The 19,426-nt window shown below is 65.1% G+C and carries 17 protein-coding genes and 2 tRNA genes; 6 read left to right on the top strand and 13 right to left on the bottom strand.

The features are described from left to right. Positions 1 to 15: 15 nt before the first annotated feature. Together tig and HBA99_RS08180 are read right to left on the bottom strand one after the other, a co-directional pair. Positions 16 to 1,485 carry a trigger factor gene (gene tig, locus HBA99_RS08185; protein ID WP_057968508.1) on the bottom strand — a complete coding sequence of 490 codons (1,470 nt, stop codon included), beginning with the start codon at positions 1,483 to 1,485 and terminating at the stop codon, positions 16 to 18. A 66-nt stretch (positions 1,486 to 1,551) separates the two neighbouring features. Next, positions 1,552 to 1,625, bottom strand: a tRNA-Pro gene (locus HBA99_RS08180). A gap of 142 nt (positions 1,626 to 1,767) precedes the next feature. Between HBA99_RS08180 and HBA99_RS08175 the strand changes: the two genes are divergently transcribed. Further along, a tRNA-Gly gene (locus tag HBA99_RS08175) sits at positions 1,768 to 1,841 on the top strand. Positions 1,842 to 1,862: 21 nt separating this feature from the next. Next, positions 1,863 to 2,696 (top strand): hypothetical protein, encoded by an 834-nt coding sequence (locus tag HBA99_RS08170; protein WP_070951277.1) that lies wholly within the window; start codon positions 1,863 to 1,865, stop codon positions 2,694 to 2,696. A 6-nt stretch (positions 2,697 to 2,702) separates the two neighbouring features. Here the strand turns inward: HBA99_RS08170 and HBA99_RS08165 are convergent, their stop codons facing one another. The 3 genes from HBA99_RS08165 to HBA99_RS08155 form a co-directional block, all read right to left on the bottom strand. Then, a complete protein-coding gene (locus HBA99_RS08165; RefSeq protein ID WP_030095098.1) occupies positions 2,703 to 3,365 on the bottom strand; it encodes a TetR/AcrR family transcriptional regulator in 663 nt (220 codons plus the stop codon). A 78-nt stretch (positions 3,366 to 3,443) separates the two neighbouring features. After that, complete coding sequence (locus tag HBA99_RS08160; protein WP_057968507.1) at positions 3,444 to 4,241, bottom strand: Fpg/Nei family DNA glycosylase; 798 nt, start codon at positions 4,239 to 4,241, stop codon at positions 3,444 to 3,446. Between the two features lie 6 nt (positions 4,242 to 4,247). Beyond that, positions 4,248 to 4,727, bottom strand: coding sequence for a ribose-5-phosphate isomerase (locus HBA99_RS08155; RefSeq protein WP_030095096.1), 480 nt, complete (start codon positions 4,725 to 4,727; stop codon positions 4,248 to 4,250). 47 nt (positions 4,728 to 4,774) lie between these two features. On the opposite strand from HBA99_RS08155, the gene HBA99_RS08150 reads away from it, so the two are divergent. Then, positions 4,775 to 5,731 carry a M48 family metallopeptidase gene (locus tag HBA99_RS08150; protein ID WP_057968506.1) on the top strand — a complete coding sequence of 319 codons (957 nt, stop codon included), beginning with the start codon at positions 4,775 to 4,777 and terminating at the stop codon, positions 5,729 to 5,731. On the opposite strand, the gene HBA99_RS08145 is transcribed toward HBA99_RS08150, so the two are convergent. Next, positions 5,728 to 6,345 carry a mycothiol-dependent nitroreductase Rv2466c family protein gene (locus tag HBA99_RS08145; RefSeq protein WP_030095094.1) on the bottom strand — a complete coding sequence of 206 codons (618 nt, stop codon included), beginning with the start codon at positions 6,343 to 6,345 and terminating at the stop codon, positions 5,728 to 5,730. The genes HBA99_RS08150 and HBA99_RS08145 overlap by 4 nt on opposite strands. Positions 6,346 to 6,448: 103 nt before the next feature. On the opposite strand from HBA99_RS08145, the gene pepN reads away from it, so the two are divergent. Continuing rightward, a complete protein-coding gene (gene pepN / locus HBA99_RS08140) occupies positions 6,449 to 9,010 on the top strand; it encodes an aminopeptidase N (RefSeq protein ID WP_070923849.1) in 2,562 nt (853 codons plus the stop codon). 43 nt (positions 9,011 to 9,053) lie between these two features. On the opposite strand, the gene HBA99_RS08135 is transcribed toward pepN, so the two are convergent. From HBA99_RS08135 to HBA99_RS08120, 4 genes are all read right to left on the bottom strand, one after another. Continuing rightward, a complete protein-coding gene (locus tag HBA99_RS08135) occupies positions 9,054 to 9,923 on the bottom strand; it encodes a hypothetical protein (protein WP_070951278.1) in 870 nt (289 codons plus the stop codon). A 112-nt stretch (positions 9,924 to 10,035) separates the two neighbouring features. Beyond that, positions 10,036 to 10,503 carry a DUF5130 domain-containing protein gene (locus HBA99_RS08130; RefSeq protein ID WP_030095091.1) on the bottom strand — a complete coding sequence of 156 codons (468 nt, stop codon included), beginning with the start codon at positions 10,501 to 10,503 and terminating at the stop codon, positions 10,036 to 10,038. Then, positions 10,490 to 10,756: an aa3-type cytochrome oxidase subunit CtaJ gene (gene ctaJ / locus HBA99_RS08125; RefSeq protein WP_030095090.1), complete on the bottom strand. Its 267-nt coding sequence runs from the start codon at positions 10,754 to 10,756 to the stop codon at positions 10,490 to 10,492. Before ctaJ ends, HBA99_RS08130 begins: the two co-directional genes overlap by 14 nt. 31 nt (positions 10,757 to 10,787) lie before the next feature. Then, positions 10,788 to 11,339 (bottom strand): HNH endonuclease, encoded by a 552-nt coding sequence (locus HBA99_RS08120; RefSeq protein ID WP_109418737.1) that lies wholly within the window; start codon positions 11,337 to 11,339, stop codon positions 10,788 to 10,790. A gap of 237 nt (positions 11,340 to 11,576) precedes the next feature. On the opposite strand from HBA99_RS08120, the gene HBA99_RS08115 reads away from it, so the two are divergent. Beyond that, entirely contained in the window at positions 11,577 to 11,984 is a 408-nt protein-coding gene (locus HBA99_RS08115; protein ID WP_057968502.1) for a globin, read from the top strand. Between the two features lie 52 nt (positions 11,985 to 12,036). Further along, positions 12,037 to 13,626 (top strand): glycoside hydrolase family 13 protein, encoded by a 1,590-nt coding sequence (locus HBA99_RS08110; RefSeq protein WP_057964980.1) that lies wholly within the window; start codon positions 12,037 to 12,039, stop codon positions 13,624 to 13,626. Here the strand turns inward: HBA99_RS08110 and HBA99_RS08105 are convergent. From HBA99_RS08105 to HBA99_RS08095, 3 genes are read right to left on the bottom strand one after another with little or no spacing between them, the layout of a single operon-like run. Continuing rightward, on the bottom strand, positions 13,623 to 14,270 hold the full coding sequence (locus HBA99_RS08105; protein WP_070951279.1) for a DUF8185 domain-containing protein: 648 nt from the start codon (positions 14,268 to 14,270) through the stop codon (positions 13,623 to 13,625). The genes HBA99_RS08110 and HBA99_RS08105 overlap by 4 nt on opposite strands. Further along, positions 14,267 to 14,695, bottom strand: coding sequence for an acyl-CoA thioesterase (locus tag HBA99_RS08100; RefSeq protein WP_070916371.1), 429 nt, complete (start codon positions 14,693 to 14,695; stop codon positions 14,267 to 14,269). Before HBA99_RS08100 ends, HBA99_RS08105 begins: the two co-directional genes overlap by 4 nt. A 37-nt stretch (positions 14,696 to 14,732) precedes the next feature. Then, complete coding sequence (locus HBA99_RS08095) at positions 14,733 to 19,403, bottom strand: NAD-glutamate dehydrogenase (RefSeq protein WP_070952290.1); 4,671 nt, start codon at positions 19,401 to 19,403, stop codon at positions 14,733 to 14,735. Positions 19,404 to 19,426: the final 23 nt, after the last annotated feature.

The following is a 19,426-nucleotide window of genomic DNA, read 5'->3' as shown; positions in this document are numbered from 1 at the left end:
AGAGCGTGACGCGGACTACTCGGCGTCGTCGTCCTTGCTCTTCTTCTTGGCCTTCTTCTCGGCCTTTTCGGACTTGTCTGTTTTCTCGCTGTCCGCGCTCTTCTTGGCCTTGACCGGCTTCTCCTCGGCATCAGGCTCGGCAGCGGCCTCGTCAGCCCCACCGCGACGCGGCCCCAGCACGGAGTCGACGTCCACGTTCGCGCCGGTGGAGTCGGTCACCTTGGCCTGGCGGATGACCTCGGCGATGGCCTTACCGCGGCGCACGTCGACGTACAGGCCGGGCAGCTGCTGCTGCTGGGTCAGGTACTGGATCAGCTGCTGCGGCTCGATGCCGTACTGACGCGACATCAGGACCAGACGCTCGGTGAGGTCCTGCTGGTCGACGTTGATGTCGAACTTGTCGGCGATCACGTCGAGCAGCAGCTCGGTCTTGATCGACTTGGTGGCGGACTCGCGCATGTCCTTGTCGAACTCTTCACGCGAGGTGCCCTGCTCTTCGAGCAGCTCGTTGAGGCGCTCCTCGTTGTGGTCCAGACCGTGGACGGCCTCGTGCAGGCTGTTGCCGATCTGCTCTTCGAGGATCTTCTCGGGCACCGGGATCTCGATCTGGTCGAGCAGCGCGGTGATGGTCTCGTTACGGATCTCGTCGGCCTGCGCGATGCGCTTGCGACCCTTCACCTGCTCGATGAGGCTGTCCTTGAGCTCGCCGATGGTGTCGAATTCGCTTGCCAGCTGGGCGAAATCGTCGTCAGCGGCAGGAAGCTCACGCTCCTTGACGGAGCCGACCTTGACGGTGACCTCGGCATCCTGTCCGGCGAATTCGCCGGCGGCCAGCTTGGTGGTGAACACCTTCTCCTCGCCGGACTTCAGGCCGATGATGGCCTCGTCGAGGCCGTCGATCAGCTGTCCGGAGCCGATCTCATGAGACAGGCCAGTGGTCGAGGCCTCCTCGACCTCCTTGCCGTCCACGGTGGCCGACAGGTCGATCGAGACGAAGTCGCCGTTCTCGGCGGCACGCTCGACACCCTTGAGAGTGCCGAACCGCGCGCGCAGCGCTTCCAGCTCGGCGTCAACCTCGGTGTCCTCGACCGTGACGGGCTCAACCGTGACCGCGACGGTGCTCAGGTCGGGCAGCTCGATCTCGGGACGCACATCCACCTCGGCGGTGAAGGTCAGCTCCTGGCCGTCCTCGATCTTGGTGACCTCGATCTCCGGCTGTCCGAGCGGCTTGACGTCGGACGCGGTGACGGCCTCGCTGTAGCGGCCCGGGAGCGCCGAGTTGACGACCTGCTCCAGCACCGCGGCGCGGCCGACGCGTGCCTCGAGCAGCTTCGCGGGGGCCTTGCCGGGGCGGAAACCGGGCAGGCGGACCTGCTGGGCGAGCTCCTTGTAGGCCTTTGAAAAATCTGGTTCGAGCTCTGCGAAGGGAACCTCGACGTTGATGCGAACCCGGGTCGGGCTCAGCTTTTCGACGGTGCTCTTCACGTGCAGTGCTCCTTTATGGTTCGCGGCAGATCGTCGTGACCTGCGGTTCTTCGTGCTGTCGTGCTGTCGGGGTGACAGGATTTGAACCTGCGACCCTCCGCTCCCAAAGCGGATGCGCTACCAAGCTGCGCTACACCCCGTCGGACCTGCGTCCATACTTCGTCCAAGACTCCGTACGAGACCAAGCGATCTTACGGCCTCGACATGCAACGGCATGAATTGGATTTGATCCGCCCCGGCGCTGTACATTCGTCAGCGCGTGCGGGACAACCTCGCAAGCATGCGGGTGTAGCTCAATGGTAGAGCCCTAGTCTTCCAAACTAGCTACGCGGGTTCGATTCCCGTCACCCGCTCCACACATCAGTACCGTAGGTGCCATGGAAATCATCCTGGGCCTGCTTCTCCTCGGCGTGATCGTCGGCGGCGCGATCATCTACACACAGGGATCGAGCCGCCGTCGTGGCGACCAGCTCGAGGACGCCAAGGCCGACGCCCGCCGCCTCACCGAACGCCTCGGCGGTCAGGTGCTGGGACTGAGCGGGAACGATGACGCGTCCCGGCAGGCACTCGCCGACGCCTCCGAGCGCTATACCGCGGCGTCCTCAGCCATCGAGCAGGCCCGGACCCCCGCGCAGGCAACGCTGGCCAAGGAAAGCGCCATCGAGGGGCTGTACTACGTACGAGCGGCTCGCCTGGCCATGGGCATGGACCCCGGACCCGAACTTCCCTCCACCGCCGGGCAGAGCAAGGCCGGATCCGTCAGCGAGGATCGGCGGATCAACTTCGAGGGACGCGAGATCGAGGCTTCCCCGGAGCCGTCGGGCCGCACCCCCAACTACTACCCCGGCGGCACCGTCGCCGGACGTCCCGTACCCGCGGGCTGGTACTCCGAACCATGGTGGAAGCCCGCTCTTGTCGCCGGTGCCTGGGGCGTGGGTTCGGCGCTGCTGTTCAACTCGCTTTTCTCCGGCATGCACGGCGTCGGGTACGGCGCCTCGGGCTTCGAAAGCGGTTTCGGCCAGGGCTATTCGGACGGATACGACGCCGGCCTGAACGCAGGCAACGACGGCGGCGCAAATCAGGGCGGTTGGGATCAGGGTTCAGGCGGAGCCGATCAAGCCGGCTGGGATCAAAGCGGCGGAGGCTGGGACCAAGGCGGTGGCTGGGACAGCGGCGGCGGCGACTTCGGTGGGGACTTCGGCGACTTCTAGGGCGCGCTATTGCGCGTTGACGGGCACATTGGGCGCCAGCAGGATCGGCGCGAATGTCTCGCGCGCCAGCGCACGCACCTCTTCGGTGTTACCGAGGTCGATCGTTGTCGCGGGCGAGGCCATGTATCCCAACACCAGATGAATCAAGACGTCGACCTGCCGCCTGGAGTCACCCGGCGGAATACGCCCTTCGGCCCGCATCTGGTCGATCTGCGCGGCGAGATAGTTCCGTGCCAGCTCGATGGGGGCAGGGTCGCCCTGAGTGATCGCTTCTATCGCCGTCATCCGGGCGACGAGTGAATCACCGCGCAGCAGAGGGTGATTCACAACCTCGATGCAGACCGCGAACCCCTCGGCGACCCGCTCGCCGATGTCGTCGAAACCGCCCGCGCGTTCCTGCAGTTCGTCCAGGAACTTCTGCATTTCTTGAGCAAGAGCCCGCTCGAACAATTGATCCTTGCTGGAGAATCGCCGAAATACTGTGGCGCGGCCCACTTTCGCCCGCCGCGCTACCTCATCAATAGTGGCCGTCTGTGTGCCTCGCTCGGCCAGTACTTCAATGGCGGCGTCCAGCAACCGGATCTCGATATCGTCGGGTTCGGGGTGCGAACCCAGTCCGCGCACCGCGCGCGCCATGAGCTTTCCCAATGGCGCACCCGGTCGCGTCATGAGCTCCCCTTTCGGGTTATTGGTACTCGCGGTCCCACTCAGTGCAGCTTACAACTCGACACGTCACCGCGGCTGACATCACGCGTTTTGACATGAGGGACACCAGAACAGGTTTCGCGCGTCCATCTCCGCGGTGAGGATCGGAGTGCCGCACACCCGGCACGGCGCACCCGCGCGCCGATACACGTAGGTGCGCGGGCGGTCCGGTGCGTACGAGGGCTCGCCATGGTCGTATTCGGGGTCAACGACAACGATCTTCCCGACGCGCAGCCCGACTCGCATGCGGTCCACAAGGTCATCCCACAACGCGGCGAGTTCCTCGGATTGCAGGTGGCTGCCGGGCCGGTACGGGTCGATCCGCTGGCGGAACAACACCTCGCTGCGATACACATTGCCGACCCCGGCGATGATCTTCTGGTCCATCAGCAGCGCACCGATTGGCCTGTGCGACTTAGCGATCCGCTCGAAGGCGGATGACGGGTCGGATCGGGGGCGCAGCGGGTCGGGACCCAGGCGCGCCAGGATGGCGTCGACCTGCGGCGCGTCGATGAGCTCACATGCCGTCGCGCCCCGCAGATCGGTACCGAACTGCGGGCCCTCGATGCGCATCCGCACCTGCCCCACCGGCACACCCATCGGCACCGGCAGCTCGGTGAACGTGCCGTACAGCCCCAGGTGCACATGCACCACACCGGCCGGGCCGTAATCGTGGAACAGATGCTTGCCCCAGGCATGGGCCTTCACCAAGGTGCGTCCGTTGACCGCGGCCGCCCCTTCAGCGAATCGGCCTTGCGGACTACTGACAGCCACCGCCGAACCGGCGAACCGGCGCTGGTGCAGCCGCGCCAGCCGGTGCAGGGTATGCCCCTCCGGCACAGGCGTTTACGCGTTGGCGCCCGGTACCGGCGGCGCTTCGTGGGTGGTCTCGTACTCGGCCAGGATGTCGATGCGGCGCTGGTGCCTCGGCTCCTCGGACCACTTGGCCGCAAGGAAGGCATCGACGATGGCCAGTGCCTCCGGCACGGTGTGCATGCGGCCGCCGATGCCGATCAGTTGGGCGTTGTTGTGCTCGCGGGCCAGTACCGCAGTCTCCAGGCTCCAGGCCAGCGCACATCGGGCGCCGGGGACCTTGTTGGCCGCGATCTGCTCACCGTTACCCGAACCGCCCAGCACGATGCCGAGGCTGCCCGGATCGGCGACGGTGCGCCGCGCGGCATCGATACAGAACGCCGGGTAGTCGTCCTGCGGGTCCAGCTCAAAGGCACCGCAGTCCACCGGCTCGTGGCCGCGGCCACGAAGATGCTCGATGATCTTCTGCTTCAACTCGTATCCGGCGTGATCGGCTCCGACATAGACGCGCATGCCGCTGATTGTGTCAGGTTGCCCTGCGGTCGGTTACCGTGGCGCGCATGTACCCGGTCGGACTGCCCCAGTACACCTATCCCCCACGTCGACATCCCTGGGAGATCGGGTTGCTCGTCGTCGTGATCCTGTTCACAGTGCTGCTGTACATCGGTGCGATTTTCAGCATCGTCGGGTATCTCGCCGACCCCGAGAACGCCGATCTGAACATCATCATCGTCGCGCTGGCCGCCACCCCCCTGACCTTGTATCTGGGTCGAGGCATTCTCTACGGGCAGCAGCGGGTGAACGGCGTGAAGATGTCCCCCACCCAGTTCCCCGAGGGGTACGCGCTGGTCGCCGAGGCAGCGCAGCGTTTCGGTCTGCAGGAGCTGCCCGACGCTTACGTCGTGCTGGGCAACGGCCAGATTAACGCCTTCGCCAGCGGCCACGGCTTCCGCCGGTTCGTCGTGGTCTACAGCGACCTGTTCGAGATCGGCGGCGAGGCGCGCGATCCGGAGGCCCTGGCCTTCATCATCGGGCACGAGGTCGGCCACATCGCCGCCGGGCACGCCTCCTATTGGCGACAGTTCGCCCAGACCGCGATGAACTTCGTCCCATTCCTGGGCACCTCGCTGTCGCGGTCCATGGAGTACACCGCCGACAACCACGGATACGCCATGCGCCCCACCGGAATTCAGGGAGCCATCGGCGTCATGGCGGCCGGTAAGTACTTGCTCAAGCGGGTCGAGTTCGACACACTGGCCAACCGCGCCACCCTGGAGACGGGGTTCTTCGTCTGGCTGGTCAACATGCTCTCCAGCCACCCTGTGCACACCTGGCGCGCGGCGGCGCTGCGGAATCGGCAGCAGGCCGGGTCGTTGTTCTTCCGTCCCAAGCTGCTGCCGCCGACTCCCATTCCTCCGGTGCCGCCGCTGCTACCGCCCGCGCCGCCGCCGATACCGCACGGCTACCTGCCGCATCAGCAGGCGTACACCTTCGACAATCCGCCGCCGCGCTACTAGTCGAACGTCGGCGGCTCGGTGCGGGTGCGCTTGAGCTCGAAGAAGTGCGGGTACGAGGCAAAGATCACCGACGCATCCCAGAGCTTCCCCGCCTCTTCACCACGCGGGATCTTGGAGATCACCGGACCGAAGAAGGCCACACCATTGACGTGGATCGTCGGGGTGCCCACGTCCGGGCCCACCTTGTCCATGCCGGCGTGGTGGCTCTCGCGTAGCGCCGCGTCGTACTCGGTCGACTCGGCCGCGTCGGCCAGCTCGGCGGGCAGGCCCACCTCGGCAAGGGACTCCGCGATGACCGCCGGGAGGTCCTTGTTGTCCTGGTTGTGGATCCGGGTCCCCAGCGCGGTGTACAGCGGCTCGAGGATCTCGGGGCCCTTGGCCTGCTCGGCGGCGATAGCCACCCGCACCGGTCCCCAGGCCGTCTTCATCAGTTCCTGGTAGCGCTCCGGCAGGTCCTCGCGGCCCTCGTTGAGGACGGCCAGACTCATCACCCGGAATTTCACGTCGATATCGCGAACCTTCTGGACCTCCAGGATCCACCGCGAGGTGATCCAGCACCACGGACATAGCGGGTCGAACCAGAACTCGGCGAGATCCTTCTTGTCTGCAGACATTGCGCGCCTTTCGGATGTGAGTCGGGCAGGGTTAGCTCCAGTTTGTCCCAACTCACGTTCCCGCCGCCGTGTTCCCGACGCGTCTACCGGCTACGTTGGGTACGTGGCACTCCCCAACCTCACCCGTGACCAGGCCGCGGCCCGCGCCGCTGCGATCGATGTCGAGCATTACGCGATAACCCTCGACCTCACCGACGGTAACGGCGGTCCGAGCGAAGAAACCTTTCACTCGTCGACCACCGTCACCTTCACCGCGCAGCCGGGGGCCTCAACGGTTATCGATATCGCGGCCCGCACCGTGCGCCGCGCCGAGCTCAACGGCGTCGAACTAGACGTCAGCGGGTACGACGAGGAGAACGGCATCACGCTCGACGGGCTGGCCGCCACGAACACCGTGGTGGTCGAGGCTGACCTCGAGTACTCGCACACCGGTGAAGGTCTGCACCGCTTCGTGGACCCGGTGGACGACGAGGTGTACCTGTACTCGCAGTTCGAAACCGCCGATGCCAAGCGCATGTTCGCGTGCTTCGATCAGCCCGATCTCAAGGCTGCCTTCGATGTCACGGTGACCGCCCCGGCGCATTGGCAGGTGATCTCCAACGGTGCCCCGCTATCGGTTGCCGACGGTGTGCACACCTTCGCGACCACCGCCAAGATGAGCACCTACCTGGTCGCGCTGATCGCCGGGCCGTACGCGCGATGGAACGACGTGTACTCCGATGACCACGGAACCATCGACCTGGGCATCTACTGCCGCGCCTCACTGTCGGAGTTCATGGACGCCGACCGGCTTTTCACCGAAACCAAGCAGGGATTCGGCTTCTATCACAAGAACTTTGGCACTCCGTACGCGTTCGGCAAGTACGACCAGCTGTTCGTGCCCGAGTTCAACGCCGGCGCCATGGAGAACGCCGGTGCGGTGACCTTCCTGGAGGACTACGTCTTCCGCTCCAAGGTCACCAAGTACTCCTATGAGCGACGTGCCGAGACCGTGCTGCACGAGATGGCGCACATGTGGTTCGGCGATCTGGTCACCATGCGTTGGTGGGATGACCTGTGGCTCAACGAGTCCTTCGCGACCTTCGCCTCGGTGCTGTGCCAGGCGGAGGCCACCGAGTACACCGAGGCATGGACCACGTTCGCCAATGTCGAGAAGTCGTGGGCGTACCGCCAGGATCAGCTGCCGTCGACCCATCCGGTCGCCGCCGACATCCCCGATCTGGCCGCTGTGGAGGTGAACTTCGACGGCATCACCTACGCCAAGGGCGCCAGTGTGCTCAAACAGCTTGTGGCGTATGTCGGTTTGGAGAATTTCTTGGCCGGCCTCCGGTCGTACTTCCGCGACCACGCGTTCGGCAACGCGACGTTCGACGATCTGCTGGGTGCGCTGGAAGAGGCCTCGGGACGCGATCTGTCGGACTGGGGCACGCAGTGGCTCAAGACCACCGGACTGAATACGCTCTCCCCCGACTTCGAGGTGGACGCGGACGGCAGGTTCACCCGGTTCGCCGTCAAGCAGTCCGGGGCCGCCCCGGGTGCCGGCGAGACCCGGGTGCACCGCCTGGCCGTCGGAATCTACGACGACGTGGACGGCAAGCTGGTGCGCGCCCACCGGCTTGAGTTGGACGTCGAAGGACCGTCGACGGATGTGCCCGGGCTGGTTGGTGTTTCCCGAGGGAAGCTGATCATCGTCAACGACGACGATCTGACCTACTGCTCGCTGCGCCTGGACGACGAGTCACTTCAGACGGTGCTCTCGCGGGTAGCCGATATCGCCGAGCCGCTGCCGCGCACGCTCGCGTGGTCGGCGGCCTGGGAGATGACCCGCGAGGCCGAGCTGCGGGCGCGAGACTTCGTGGCACTGGTGTCCTCGGGCGTGCACGCCGAGTCGGAAGTCGGTGTGGCGCAGCGTCTGCTGCTGCAGGCGCAGACGGCGTTGAGCTCGTATGTGGAGCCCGAGTGGGCACGCGAGCATGGCTGGCCGGCGTTCGCCGACCGTCTGCTGGAACTGGCGCGCGCCGCCGAGGCAGGCTCGGATCACCAGCTGGCATTCGTGAATGCCTTCACCAACTCGGTGTTGTCGGCGGGGCATACCGTCGTGCTACAGGCGCTGCTGGACTCCGATCCGGCGTCGCTGGATCTGCCCGGCCTGACGGTGGACACCGACCTACGGTGGCGAATCGTGAACGCGCTGGCGGCCTCCGGAGCACTGGAGCCGGACGCATCGGTGTTCATCGATGCCGAGCTGGAGCGCGACCCGACGGCCGCAGGCAAGCGTCAGGCGGCCCAGGCCCGCGCGGCCAGGCCGGTCGCCGAGGTGAAAGAGGCGGCGTGGAAGCAGGTCATCGACGATGACACGCTGCCGAACATCACCGCGCGTTCGGTCATCGCGGGAATCGTGCAGCCCGGACAGGCTGAGCTGCTGGCACCGTTCGCGGGTCGCTACTTCGATGTCATCGAGGATGTGTGGGCGCGGCGTTCCAGCGAGGTGGCGCAGACCGTGGTGATCGGTTTGTACCCGTCGTGGGACATCTCGCAGCGTGCGGTGGAGTCAGCAGATGGCTTCTTGGCCAAGGAGATCCCGTCGGCGCTGCGTCGTCTGGTCTCCGAGGGGCGCGCGGGCATCGTCCGGTCACTGCGGGCCCGCGAGTTCGACGCCCAGTAGCGGCCCTTCGTTTGACGCCGAGTGCATACCAAGCGCAGGCCTTTCACGCGATTCGCCTGCCTGCGGTATGCGCTCGGCGAGCCAGGGCGTCACGCACGCGCCGGATGATGTCGTCGGGGTGGTCTTCCGCGACCACCCTGACAATCAGCCAGCCCATGCCCTCGAGCATCTCCAGACGCTTGATGTCCTTGAGGTATTGCCGACGGTCGCTGCGGTGCTGGTCTCCGTCGTACTCGACGCCGACCATGAGGTCCTCCCACCCCATGTCGATGTACGCGAGCGCAACGAAGTCGCCGTTATGCACCATGACCTGCGTGGCAGGGCACGGCAACCCGGCCCGTATCAGCAGCAGCCGCAGCCAGGTCTCCTTAGGCGACTGCGCCCCGGCATCCACCAGATCAAGCGCTACATGCGCCCGACGAATGCCACGCATACCCGGGTGTCGCGACGCGAGTTCAGCGACGTCTGACAGTGCGAGTTGCGTAGCGCGCACAAGAGAGTCCAGCGCGGCCACCGCGACGTCCTGCGGATAGCGGCAGGCGAGATCAACCGCGGTGCGAGCCGCAGTCGTGGTCCGCATCCCGCCGATTACACACACCTCGTCGTCCTGGAGGGTGCATCGAAGAGTCACTACGCCTGGCTCGCGACGCCGGTTGTGGTCGTCAACAATCTCCGCCGGTCGAGATGGGTCAACCCACTGCGCCCCGTGCAGTGCTGCCGCAGAGAACCCTGCAAGCACCCCCTGCCTACGCGATCGCAGCCATGCCGCCTCCGCACGGATGGTCGGCGTTACCGCGATGCCCCGCAGAACGTAGACGTCCTTGTGCCTGGCCACGTACGTCGTTGACAGCTCATGCCGGGTCACCAAACCCGCGCGAATCGCCTCGCTCCCAAGGATTACCCCGCTCCCCATCGCCGAATCATGCGACAGGCCACCGACAAAAGCATCGAGCGCATACCAGACGCAACGATTTCAGAGATTTCGCATGCATGCGGTATGCGCTCGGCGCAGAGAGAGGTGGGGATCAGGGGCGCGAGATGGCGGCGCTCATCACGCGCACCGCGCTGATGATCCCGTCGAGCAGATTGCCTTCCTTGAACGACGCCACAGCAGCAGCGACCCCCAGGTCGGCGGCCGACTCGGCACCGCGACCCTTGAGTCCCTCGCCGTAGACGACCTCCACGACATGCTGGTTGGGCGACACCGCGATCAGCACGGCCTCATCCGGCGTCGGCACCTTCAGGAACACGTCGCGTGCTCCGGCGGCGGTGTCCGATCCCAGATCGCCGATGTACACGGAAAATCGCGCCTTCGACTGACGCGACCCGTAGGTCAGCGCATCGTCGAGTGTGGCCAGCTCGTAGTTGGGGAACGGGTACTCAACCGACAGCGCGCCCGGCTCGGTAACCCCCGAGAGACGTCCGCTGATGGTCTCGGCCCACCCGCGCGGCAGATCGGCGGGAGCAGTCTTGATGACTTCACCACTTGCCACTTGCGGACCCTCCAATCGCCTCGGTGCCTGCGTGTCCATGGCCGTGGCCATGCCCGTGCGCGTCACCAATGTTCTCGTCGACAGCGGCCCACAGGATCGGGGCGTGCGTCCAGCCGTCGTTCATATTGAAGGTCGCGGGGTGCGGGCCCTTCTTGCGCATCGTCCACAATCCGACGAGCACAAAGAAGACCGGCGTGATCAGGGCTACCCAGACCGGCATCCCGATGTATGTGGGGCTGTTGAGAAAGCTCACGATGCAAACCGTAGCCGACCGCGCCGGGAAGTCATGCCGCGCCCTCCCCTAGATATCGGACCCATGCCGGGTCGAGTTCCTTGACCGACGACAGCAGCCGCCAGTGCTGGCCCTTCGGCGGCATCGGTGTGGTGTGCAACGCCCAGCCCAAGTCCGCCAGCAGCCGGTCGGCCTTGCGGTGATTACACGACGAACAGCAGGCCACGCAGTTCTCCCAGGAATGCGCGCCGCCCTTACTGCGCGGGATGACGTGATCGATGGTGTCGGCACGTCCACCGCAGTACGCGCAGCGGAACCGATCGCGATGCATCAGCGCGGCCCGCGTCATCGGAACCCGGGCCCGGTAAGGCACACGCACGAAGGTCCTGAGCCTGATCACCGAGGGCACCGCCACCGACTTGGTGGCCGAATGGATGACGGGAGCACCCGGATCGTCGTGCACCACATCGGCCTTGCCGCACAGCAGCATGATCACCGCACGGCGCATCGGCAGCGCTGTGAGCGGCTCATATGTGGAGTTCAGCAATAACACACGACGCCGGCCCCATAGGGAACCGGCGTCGTTGGATTGCTGTGGGGGGATGGCCCCGGGGACCCTCGTCCCTGGGACACTGTGCAGTATTCGGGCCGACCCGTTCTGGGTCGGCCCAGCGCTGGCACTGTTATGCCGGTGCCCGCGGCTCTTCTTGTGTTGCACCATTACAACCAGTGCACCACGATTCGGCGGTCTTCGCACGACAATTTGCGCCGTGTTCGCAGGTCAATCCAATGAACATCGCGTAACCAACCCGGCTGACCAACCCAAGTGCGTACCGGCACAATGGACGACGTGGCAGCCCCCACCCCTGAAAACTTCTACGACGCCGTCGGTGGCGCCGCCACTTTCCATGCGATCGTGGCTCGTTTCTACGAGCTTGTCGCCGACGATGAGGTGCTGCGGCCCCTGTATCCGGAGGAAGACCTCACCGGTGCCGAGGATCGCCTGCGGATGTTTCTGGAACAGTATTGGGGCGGCCCACGCACCTACTCCGACCAGCGCGGACATCCTCGACTGCGGATGCGCCACGCGCCGTATCGGATCGGCCCCATCGAGCGAGACGCGTGGCTGCGCTGCATGCGGACCGCCGTTGACTCCATCGACCGGAACACCCTTGACGACGACCATCGCACCCAGCTGTGGAGCTACCTGGAGATGGCGGCGCAGTCGATGGTCAACTCACCCTTCTGATACGTCGATCGCGATTCGAGGCCAGCGCTGTCGTGGTGCAGAATGATCAACCGTGACCGCCGCCTACTTGGGCCAACATGACGACCCCTGGTGGTCGCGAGCCGTCTTCTACCAGATCTACCCACGCTCGTTCGGCGACAGCGACGGCGATGGCGTAGGTGATCTCGATGGCATATCAGCAAAACTCGGCTACCTTGATTTGCTCGGCATCCAAGGGATCTGGCTAAATCCCGTTACCAAATCTCCAATGGCCGACCACGGCTACGACGTGTCGAACCCCCGGGAGATCGACCCGTTGTTCGGTGGATCGATCGCGATGCACCGGCTCATCGCCTCCGCCCACCGCCACAACATCAAGGTCATCATGGACCTGGTGCCCAATCACACCAGCTCCGAGCATCGCTGGTTCATCGAGGCCCTCGCCGCCGAACCTGGCAGTGAGGCTCGCTCGCGTTACATCTTCCGCGACGGCAAGGGCGTCAACGGCGAACTGCCGCCTAACAATTGGCCCTCGGTGTTCGGCGGTCCGGCCTGGACCCGGGTGACCGAGCCCGATGGCACACCCGGCCAGTGGTACCTGCATTTGTTCGCCCCGGAACAGCCAGATGTCAACTGGGACAACCCGGAAGTGTTCGATGACTTCGCCGAGACCCTGCGGTTCTGGCTGGACCGTGGCATTGACGGCTTCCGGCTCGATGTCGCCCATGGCATGGCCAAGCCGCCGGGCCTCCCCGATATCGAGGACACCGAAACCTCGATGCTGCACATCGCCGATGAGGACCCACGTTTCAACAACGAGGGCGTACACGAGTACCACCGCAAGATCCGCAAGGTGCTCGACCAGTACCGCGATGTTGTTGCCGTCGGCGAGATCTGGGTCAACGACAACACTCGCTTCGCCGAGTACGTCAGGCCCGACGAGCTGCATCTCGGATTCAACTTCAAGCTGGTAGAGGCTGACTTCGACGCGGACAAGATCCGCGCCGCCATCGAAAATTCGCTTGCTGCAGTCGATTCCGTAGGCGCAACCCCCACCTGGACGCTGTCCAACCATGACGTGGAGCGCGAGGTGACGCGCTACGGCAACGGCCAGATCGGCCAATGGCGGGCCCGGGCTATGGCCCTGGTGATGCTGGCACTGCCCGGAACTGTGTTCATCTACAACGGTTCCGAACTGGGGCTGCCGAATGTGGATCTACCCGACGAGGCCCTGCAGGACCCGGTATGGGAACGCTCCGGCCACACCGAACGGGGTCGCGACGGCTGCCGGGTTCCGATCCCTTGGGAGGGCACCGATCCCCCGTATGGCTTCTCGTCCAACGATCAGACCTGGCTGCCGATGCCTCACGGCTGGGCAGACTTCACCGTCGAACATCAGCTGGAACAGGCCGATTCCACGCTGTCGCTGTACCGGCGTGCCATCGAATTACGCAAGAACCGAAAAGAATTCAACGGCACCAGCCTGGAGTGGTATGGCAGCCCGCCGGGCGCGCTGGCGTTCCGCGTCAAGGGCGGCGGGCTGACCTGCGCCCTGAATGTCAGCAGTGACCTGGTGGACTTGCCTGCGGGCGAGGTCATCCTGACCAGCGGACCGCTCGTCAACGGCAAGCTGCCACGCAATACCGCGGCCTGGATCGTCTAGCGGACCGATAGCGACAGATCGGTCCGGCGGCGGTACACCGACCCGAAGCGGGCGTCCAGCCGTAACCATGCGGGCACGGCGCGCACCCGCACCGGTTCATCCTCTGCGGGGTTGGTGGGCACAAATCCCATTGCTGCCAAAGCAAATACGCATCGCATCGGCACGTCGACCGGTCGGCCATCGGTTCCATCGACCGTCACGACGGATTGGTCCAGCAGCGACACCGGTGGACCATGGGCACTACCGTGTTCGCGTGCCAGCTCTCCCCCGCGCTGCGCCAGTTCGAGCACTGTCCGTGCCGGAATGTCGTCCAGATACTCAAATCCGCTATCGGCGGGCAACGCACCCCGCCACACCGAGTCCATCGGGAAACCCGTGTGCACGTAGCCGTCTGCGTCCGGGGCCTGTAGGCCACGCAGCACTTCGTCGACGGCGGCGGTGATATCGGGGGTTCTCAGCTCACCGCGCACGGCGCGGCAGGCCAGCACGTCGAATTGTGTTGCGGTCCAGACGACTATCCGGCCGTCGTCTCGAAGACGCAGCCGCACCACTGCGGACTCGTCCAGTCGTGCGGCGCGGGTAAGGAACGTCGCCAGGTCCTTGCGGTCGTAGGCGTCGGGCACCCGCAGCGGGGCCTCGGTCACGGTCGCGACCAGCGTTGCAGGTACTCGCGATGGGTATCGGTGAGACGCAACAGGGTTTGGCTGTCCAGGTGAAAAGTCACCAGCTGGGTGTCCGCGATCACCGCGGGTTTGGAATCCGGCGCCGCGTTCACCGAACGCACCTCGTAGTTGATCGTGAAGTCCACCGCTCTGATCTTCGAGACCCACATGGTCACCTGCAGTGGAGAGTCGGCGAGCCGCACCTGCCCCTTGTATTTCACGTGGACATCGGCGATGAGCAGGCCAGTGGTGGTGATCTCGGCGCCAAACACGTCCCGCAGGAACGGCACTCGCGCTTCTTCCAGGATCGTCACCATCGTCGCGTGGTTCACGTGCTGGTACATGTCGATATCGGACCAGCGGACCGGCACCGCCGCGACATAACCTGGCTTGTCGTCGATGCTCATCGGTGTCTGCTGCTCTTCGCTAACGCTCATCGCACCATCATGCAGGACCGCTGATGCTGCTCCTGATCATCCCTCTGATCTGGCGTGCTGCCACCGACAACGTCGCCAGGTCCGGTTCACCCGACGCGAAGATCTCCGCGAGCGTGCCTCGGGCCCGTTCCAGGCGCGAGGCATTGGTGAACTCCCACTCGGCGATCTTCTGCTCGCCGGTCTCATCGGGCTCGCCGACGGAGAGCACATCCATGGTGAGCGCCCGCAACGAGGAGTAGATGTCGTCACGGATCGCCAACCGGGCCAGGGAATGCCAACGGTCATTGCGCTCGAGCTGGGAGACCGCAGTCAGCAGATCGTCCACCCGCAGGTCGTCCATCAGGGTGAAGTACAGATCGGCAACCTCCGCACCGTCACGATCGGCGATGTCGGCGATGTCGATGATGTCCAGCAGGCTGAAGCCGTACAGGCAGCCGGCCACATCACGGGCAAGATCGGCCGGAACGCCCAGCTCCATCAGGTCTTCGGCCTGCTTGGTGACGATCTCCAGGTCGTGACCACGCAGCCACGTGGTGAGCATTGGGGTCAGCTCGGCGATACCCTGCGCGAACCGGTTGATCTCGGCGCCGACAGCCAGAGGCTGCGGCCGGTAGCTGATGAGCCACCGCGAGGCGCGGTCCAGCAGGCGCCGCATGTCCAGCGTCAGCCGATCCGAAACCGCCACTGGCACATCGGCATGCCGGATGCGGTCCCACAATGAGCGCAGTCCGAAGATGGCCTCCACGGCCACATACGTCTTGAGCCCGTCCACCGAACCCGTTCCGGCGTCCTCGAAGAGCCGGTACACGTAGGTGATTCCGCCGCAGTCGACCACCGAGTTGACCAGCATGGTGGCGTAGATCTCTTTGCGCAGCGGATGCTGGCGGATCTCCGCGTCGAATCGTTCACGCAGCACGTTCGGGAAGTAGTGCACCATGCGGCGCAGCGTGACCTCTTGATCCGGGGCGTCGCTGGCCAGCAGATCGTCCTTGAGCCCGAGCTTGACGTGTGCCATGAGGGTCGCCAATTCCGGTGAGGTCAAACCGATCCCGAGTGCCGCGCGGCGCTCGATCTCCTTCTCGGAAGGCAACGCCTCCAGTTCACGATCGAGTCCACGTTCGGCAACCAGGTAGGCGATCTGGCGCGCGTGCACGCTCAGCAGTGAGGCCGCGTTGGCCCGGCTGGTGCCCATGAGGTTGTTCTGGGATTCGTTGTCGGCCAACACAAGGGTGGCAACATCGTCGGTCATCGACTCCAGCAATGCCGTCCGTTCGGAGGCTTCGACCTTGCCGGCGCTGACCAGCGAATCGATCAGGATCTTGATGTTGACCTCGTGGTCCGAGCAGTCCACTCCGGCGGAGTTGTCCAGTGCGTCGGTGTTGACCCGACCGCCGTTGAGTTCGAACTCGATACGGCCCCGCGATGTCAGGCCAAGGTTGCCACCTTCGCCGATCACTCGGGCGCGCACTTGGTTTCCATTGACGCGCACGGCATCGTTGGCCTTGTCCCCCACGTCGGCGTGCGATTCGCTCTCGGCCTTGACGTAGGTGCCGATGCCGCCGTTGAAGAACAGATCGACCGGGGCCAGCAGGATCGCGCGGACGAGCTGCGGAGGTGTCATCTCCTTGACGTCGCTGTCGATTCCGAGCGCGTCACGAACCTCGGGGCTGATCGGTATGGATTTTTGTGCCTTACTGAAGACACCGCCACCTGGGCTGATGAGCGCCGAGTTGTAGTCGGCCCAGCTGGAGCGTTCCAGCGCGAACATCCTCTTACGTTCAGCCCAGGACGATGCCGGATCGGGGTTCGGGTCTAAGAAGATGTCCCGGTGGTCGAAGGCGGCCACCAGCTTGATGTGCTGGGACAGCAGCATGCCGTTGCCGAAGACGTCTCCGCTCATGTCGCCGACGCCGGCGACAGTGAAATCCTGTGTCTGGGTGTCGATCCCCATTTCCAGGAAGTGGCGTTTCACGCTCTCCCAGGCGCCGCGGGCGGTGATGCCCATGGCCTTGTGGTCGTAGCCGACGGAGCCGCCCGAGGCGAACGCGTCGCCGAGCCAGAACCCGTACGACAGGGCGACATCGTTGGCGATATCGGAGAAGGTGGCGGTGCCCTTGTCCGCGGCGACAACGAGGTAGGGGTCGTCGCCGTCGCGGCGCCGCACTCCCTCGGGAGGCACGACCGCATTGGTGGCGCGGTCGCGGTTGTCGGTGATATCGAGCAGACCGCTGATAAAGCGCCGGTAGCACTCGACGCCCTCGGCGCGGAACGCGTCGCGGTCGACGGCGGCGTCGCCGGTGCTGGCTGGCGGATTCTTGACGACGAATCCGCCCTTGGCGCCAACCGGAACGATGACCGCGTTCTTCACGGCCTGTGCCTTGACCAGACCCAGGATCTCGGTGCGGAAGTCCTCGCGGCGGTCCGACCAGCGCAGCCCGCCGCGGGCGACCGGGCCGAAGCGCAGGTGCACTCCCTCCACCCTTGGGGAGTACACGAAGATCTCGAAACGGGGCCGTGGCTCGGGCAGCTCGGTGATCTCGCGCGGGTTGAGCTTGAAAGACAGCACACCGTTGGCACGCGCCGAATCCGGCTTGGTCACAAAGTAGTTGGTACGCAAAGTGGCCTGGATCAGGCCGAAGAACGCGCGCAGCACCCGGTCGGTATCCAGACTGACCACTTTGTCGATCTCGGCGAGCACTTGGGCGGCCTTGGCATCGGCCAGCGTGTCGTCGGTCACGGCGGGGTCGAACCGGGCTTCGAACAGTTCGACGAAATCGCGTGCGGTCTGGGAGTTATCGGCCAGGACCGTCTCGATATGCGCCTGGCTGTAGGGGAAGCCGGCCTGCCGGAGGTACTTGGCATAACCGCGCAGGATGGTGATCTGTCCAGCCGTGAGCCCGGCGCGCAGCACCAACTCGTTGAATCTGTCGATTTCGACACGGCCGTGCCACACATCGTCGATGGCGTTGGTGAGCAGTTCGGCGCGGCGCGCGGTGCCCTCGGCATCGAAGGTGCGGGTGATCGCCGGGTGCACCACGATGCGGAATGCGTACAGCGAGACCGCCAGACCGTCCGGCCGGGTGAAGTGATACGGGCGTTCTTCGAGCACATCGACACCCATGCTGTGCAACACCGGCAGCACCTGGCTCAGGGAGGCCGAGCGACCACCGAGGTACATGCTGAGCACGCCGGCGCCCAGCTCGTCGGCGTCATAGGCCAGGTCGATGGAGTTCTCTTGCAGCCCTTCGATTCTTGCGATATCGGCAATGGCCTCTGCGGGCGGCACATTCGTCTTGAAGACCTCAGGCAGGATGACCGAGTACCGCTCCGCGCAGGCGCGGTCGATCGGTGAATCGGGGCGCACCGCGCGGACCAGACGATCACTCCAGGTCCGGGTGGTCTGGGTGAGCAACGCCTGGATGCGTACCCGGTTGGCTTCCGAGGTGTCGACGCTGCCGTGCAGGCTGTTCTCCGGCATGCGGACGGTGAAATGGACCAATGCCCAGGGTGATTCACTGACACGAGCGGTGTAGTCGATACCGGTACCGCCGAGTTCGCGCACCAAGATGTCTTGCATGGCCAGCCGCACGGTGGTGGTGTAGCGGTCGCGAGGCAGGTACACCAGCGCCGTGACGAAGTTCCCCAACTCGTCGGCGCGCAGGAACAGTAGCGAACCCGGATGCGCGCCAATGTTTCTCACGGCGGTCACCACGTCGTAGAGCCGATCGACACTCGATGCGAATAGCTCGGCACGAGGCAGGTTCTGCATGAACTCGATCAGCATGTGGCCCGCCAACGAGTCCTGGCTGGCATCTGAGCGGCCGAGCACCTGATGCACGCGGTCGGAGATCACCGGGATGGCCAGCACATCGGCGTTGGTCGCGGCGACAGTGAAGACACCGACAAGGCGATGCTCGACGGCCGGACCGTTGCCGTCTTCTTGTCTGATCACCACGATGTTCGGATAGATGGCGTATCGCAGATAGGTGGGTGTGGTGGCCTGCGCGAGGACCAGTAGCTGGTCGTTGTGGGTGAGCTGCGGCAGTACCTCTTCGCGGCGTTTGAGCAGGCCAAGCCGACTCGACTCGTCAGCGGTTGCGCGACCGTTCTCGACGGTGCAGCGCTGGTAGCCCAATATGGTGAAGTTTCCGTCGACGAGCCAGCGCAGCAGGTTGGCGACCTCAGTCAGCTCGGCGGACGAGAACCTGGCGCTACCGGCCGAGGCGTCCAGAGCGCCGGCCAGCTCGACAACCGCATCGCGCATGGCATCGGTATCCGCCGCGACGTGGCTGCCGTCCTCCAGGGTGTGCGGTAGCTGCGTTTCGATGAATCCCAGACGCTCGGCGTCGATGGAGGGCGGCAGCTGCAGGTGGATCCAGCACTCGGTATCGGGCGCGATATCGCTTTGCAGGTTTTCCACCGGGACCGCCGACAGCAGCGTGCCGTCGGCGGCACGTTTCACGGTGAAGACCGGGTCCATCAGGTCGACGATCGCCACACCTTGACGGCGCAGCAGCACCGTGATGGATTCGGTCAGCAACGGCGTGTAATCGGTGACCAGTTGTAGAGCGGTTCCCAGCCCCGCGTCGTCACCGTTGCGGTAGGTGGCCATCGTTATCTCGTGCGGCGCTCGCCGTGCGGCCAGCCGCAGCAGCGCGCGCATGAGGGCCTCGCGCACCGGCGGCGCCGGTGTCGCGGTGT

Source organism: Mycobacteroides chelonae, assembly GCF_016767715.1.
Taxonomy (GTDB): Bacteria; Actinomycetota; Actinomycetes; order Mycobacteriales; family Mycobacteriaceae; genus Mycobacterium; species Mycobacterium gwanakae.
The sequence above is the reverse complement of the archived record's forward strand: the minus strand, read 5'-3'. Positions and strand labels throughout refer to the sequence as shown.

Bases quoted from the DNA above. Each gene is read 5' to 3' on its own strand.
- HBA99_RS08170 (WP_070951277.1), top strand. From the start codon at position 1,863: ATGGAAATCATCCTGGGCCTGCTTCTCCTCGGCGTGATCGTCGGCGGC.
- HBA99_RS08165 (WP_030095098.1), bottom strand. From the start codon at position 3,365: ATGACGCGACCGGGTGCGCCATTGGGAAAGCTCATGGCGCGCGCGGTG.
- HBA99_RS08155 (WP_030095096.1), bottom strand. From the start codon at position 4,727: ATGCGCGTCTATGTCGGAGCCGATCACGCCGGATACGAGTTGAAGCAG.
- HBA99_RS08150 (WP_057968506.1), top strand. From the start codon at position 4,775: ATGTACCCGGTCGGACTGCCCCAGTACACCTATCCCCCACGTCGACAT.
- HBA99_RS08145 (WP_030095094.1), bottom strand. From the start codon at position 6,345: ATGTCTGCAGACAAGAAGGATCTCGCCGAGTTCTGGTTCGACCCGCTA.
- HBA99_RS08135 (WP_070951278.1), bottom strand. From the start codon at position 9,923: ATGGGGAGCGGGGTAATCCTTGGGAGCGAGGCGATTCGCGCGGGTTTG.
- HBA99_RS08115 (WP_057968502.1), top strand. From the start codon at position 11,577: ATGGACGACGTGGCAGCCCCCACCCCTGAAAACTTCTACGACGCCGTC.
- HBA99_RS08100 (WP_070916371.1), bottom strand. From the start codon at position 14,695: ATGAGCATCGACGACAAGCCAGGTTATGTCGCGGCGGTGCCGGTCCGC.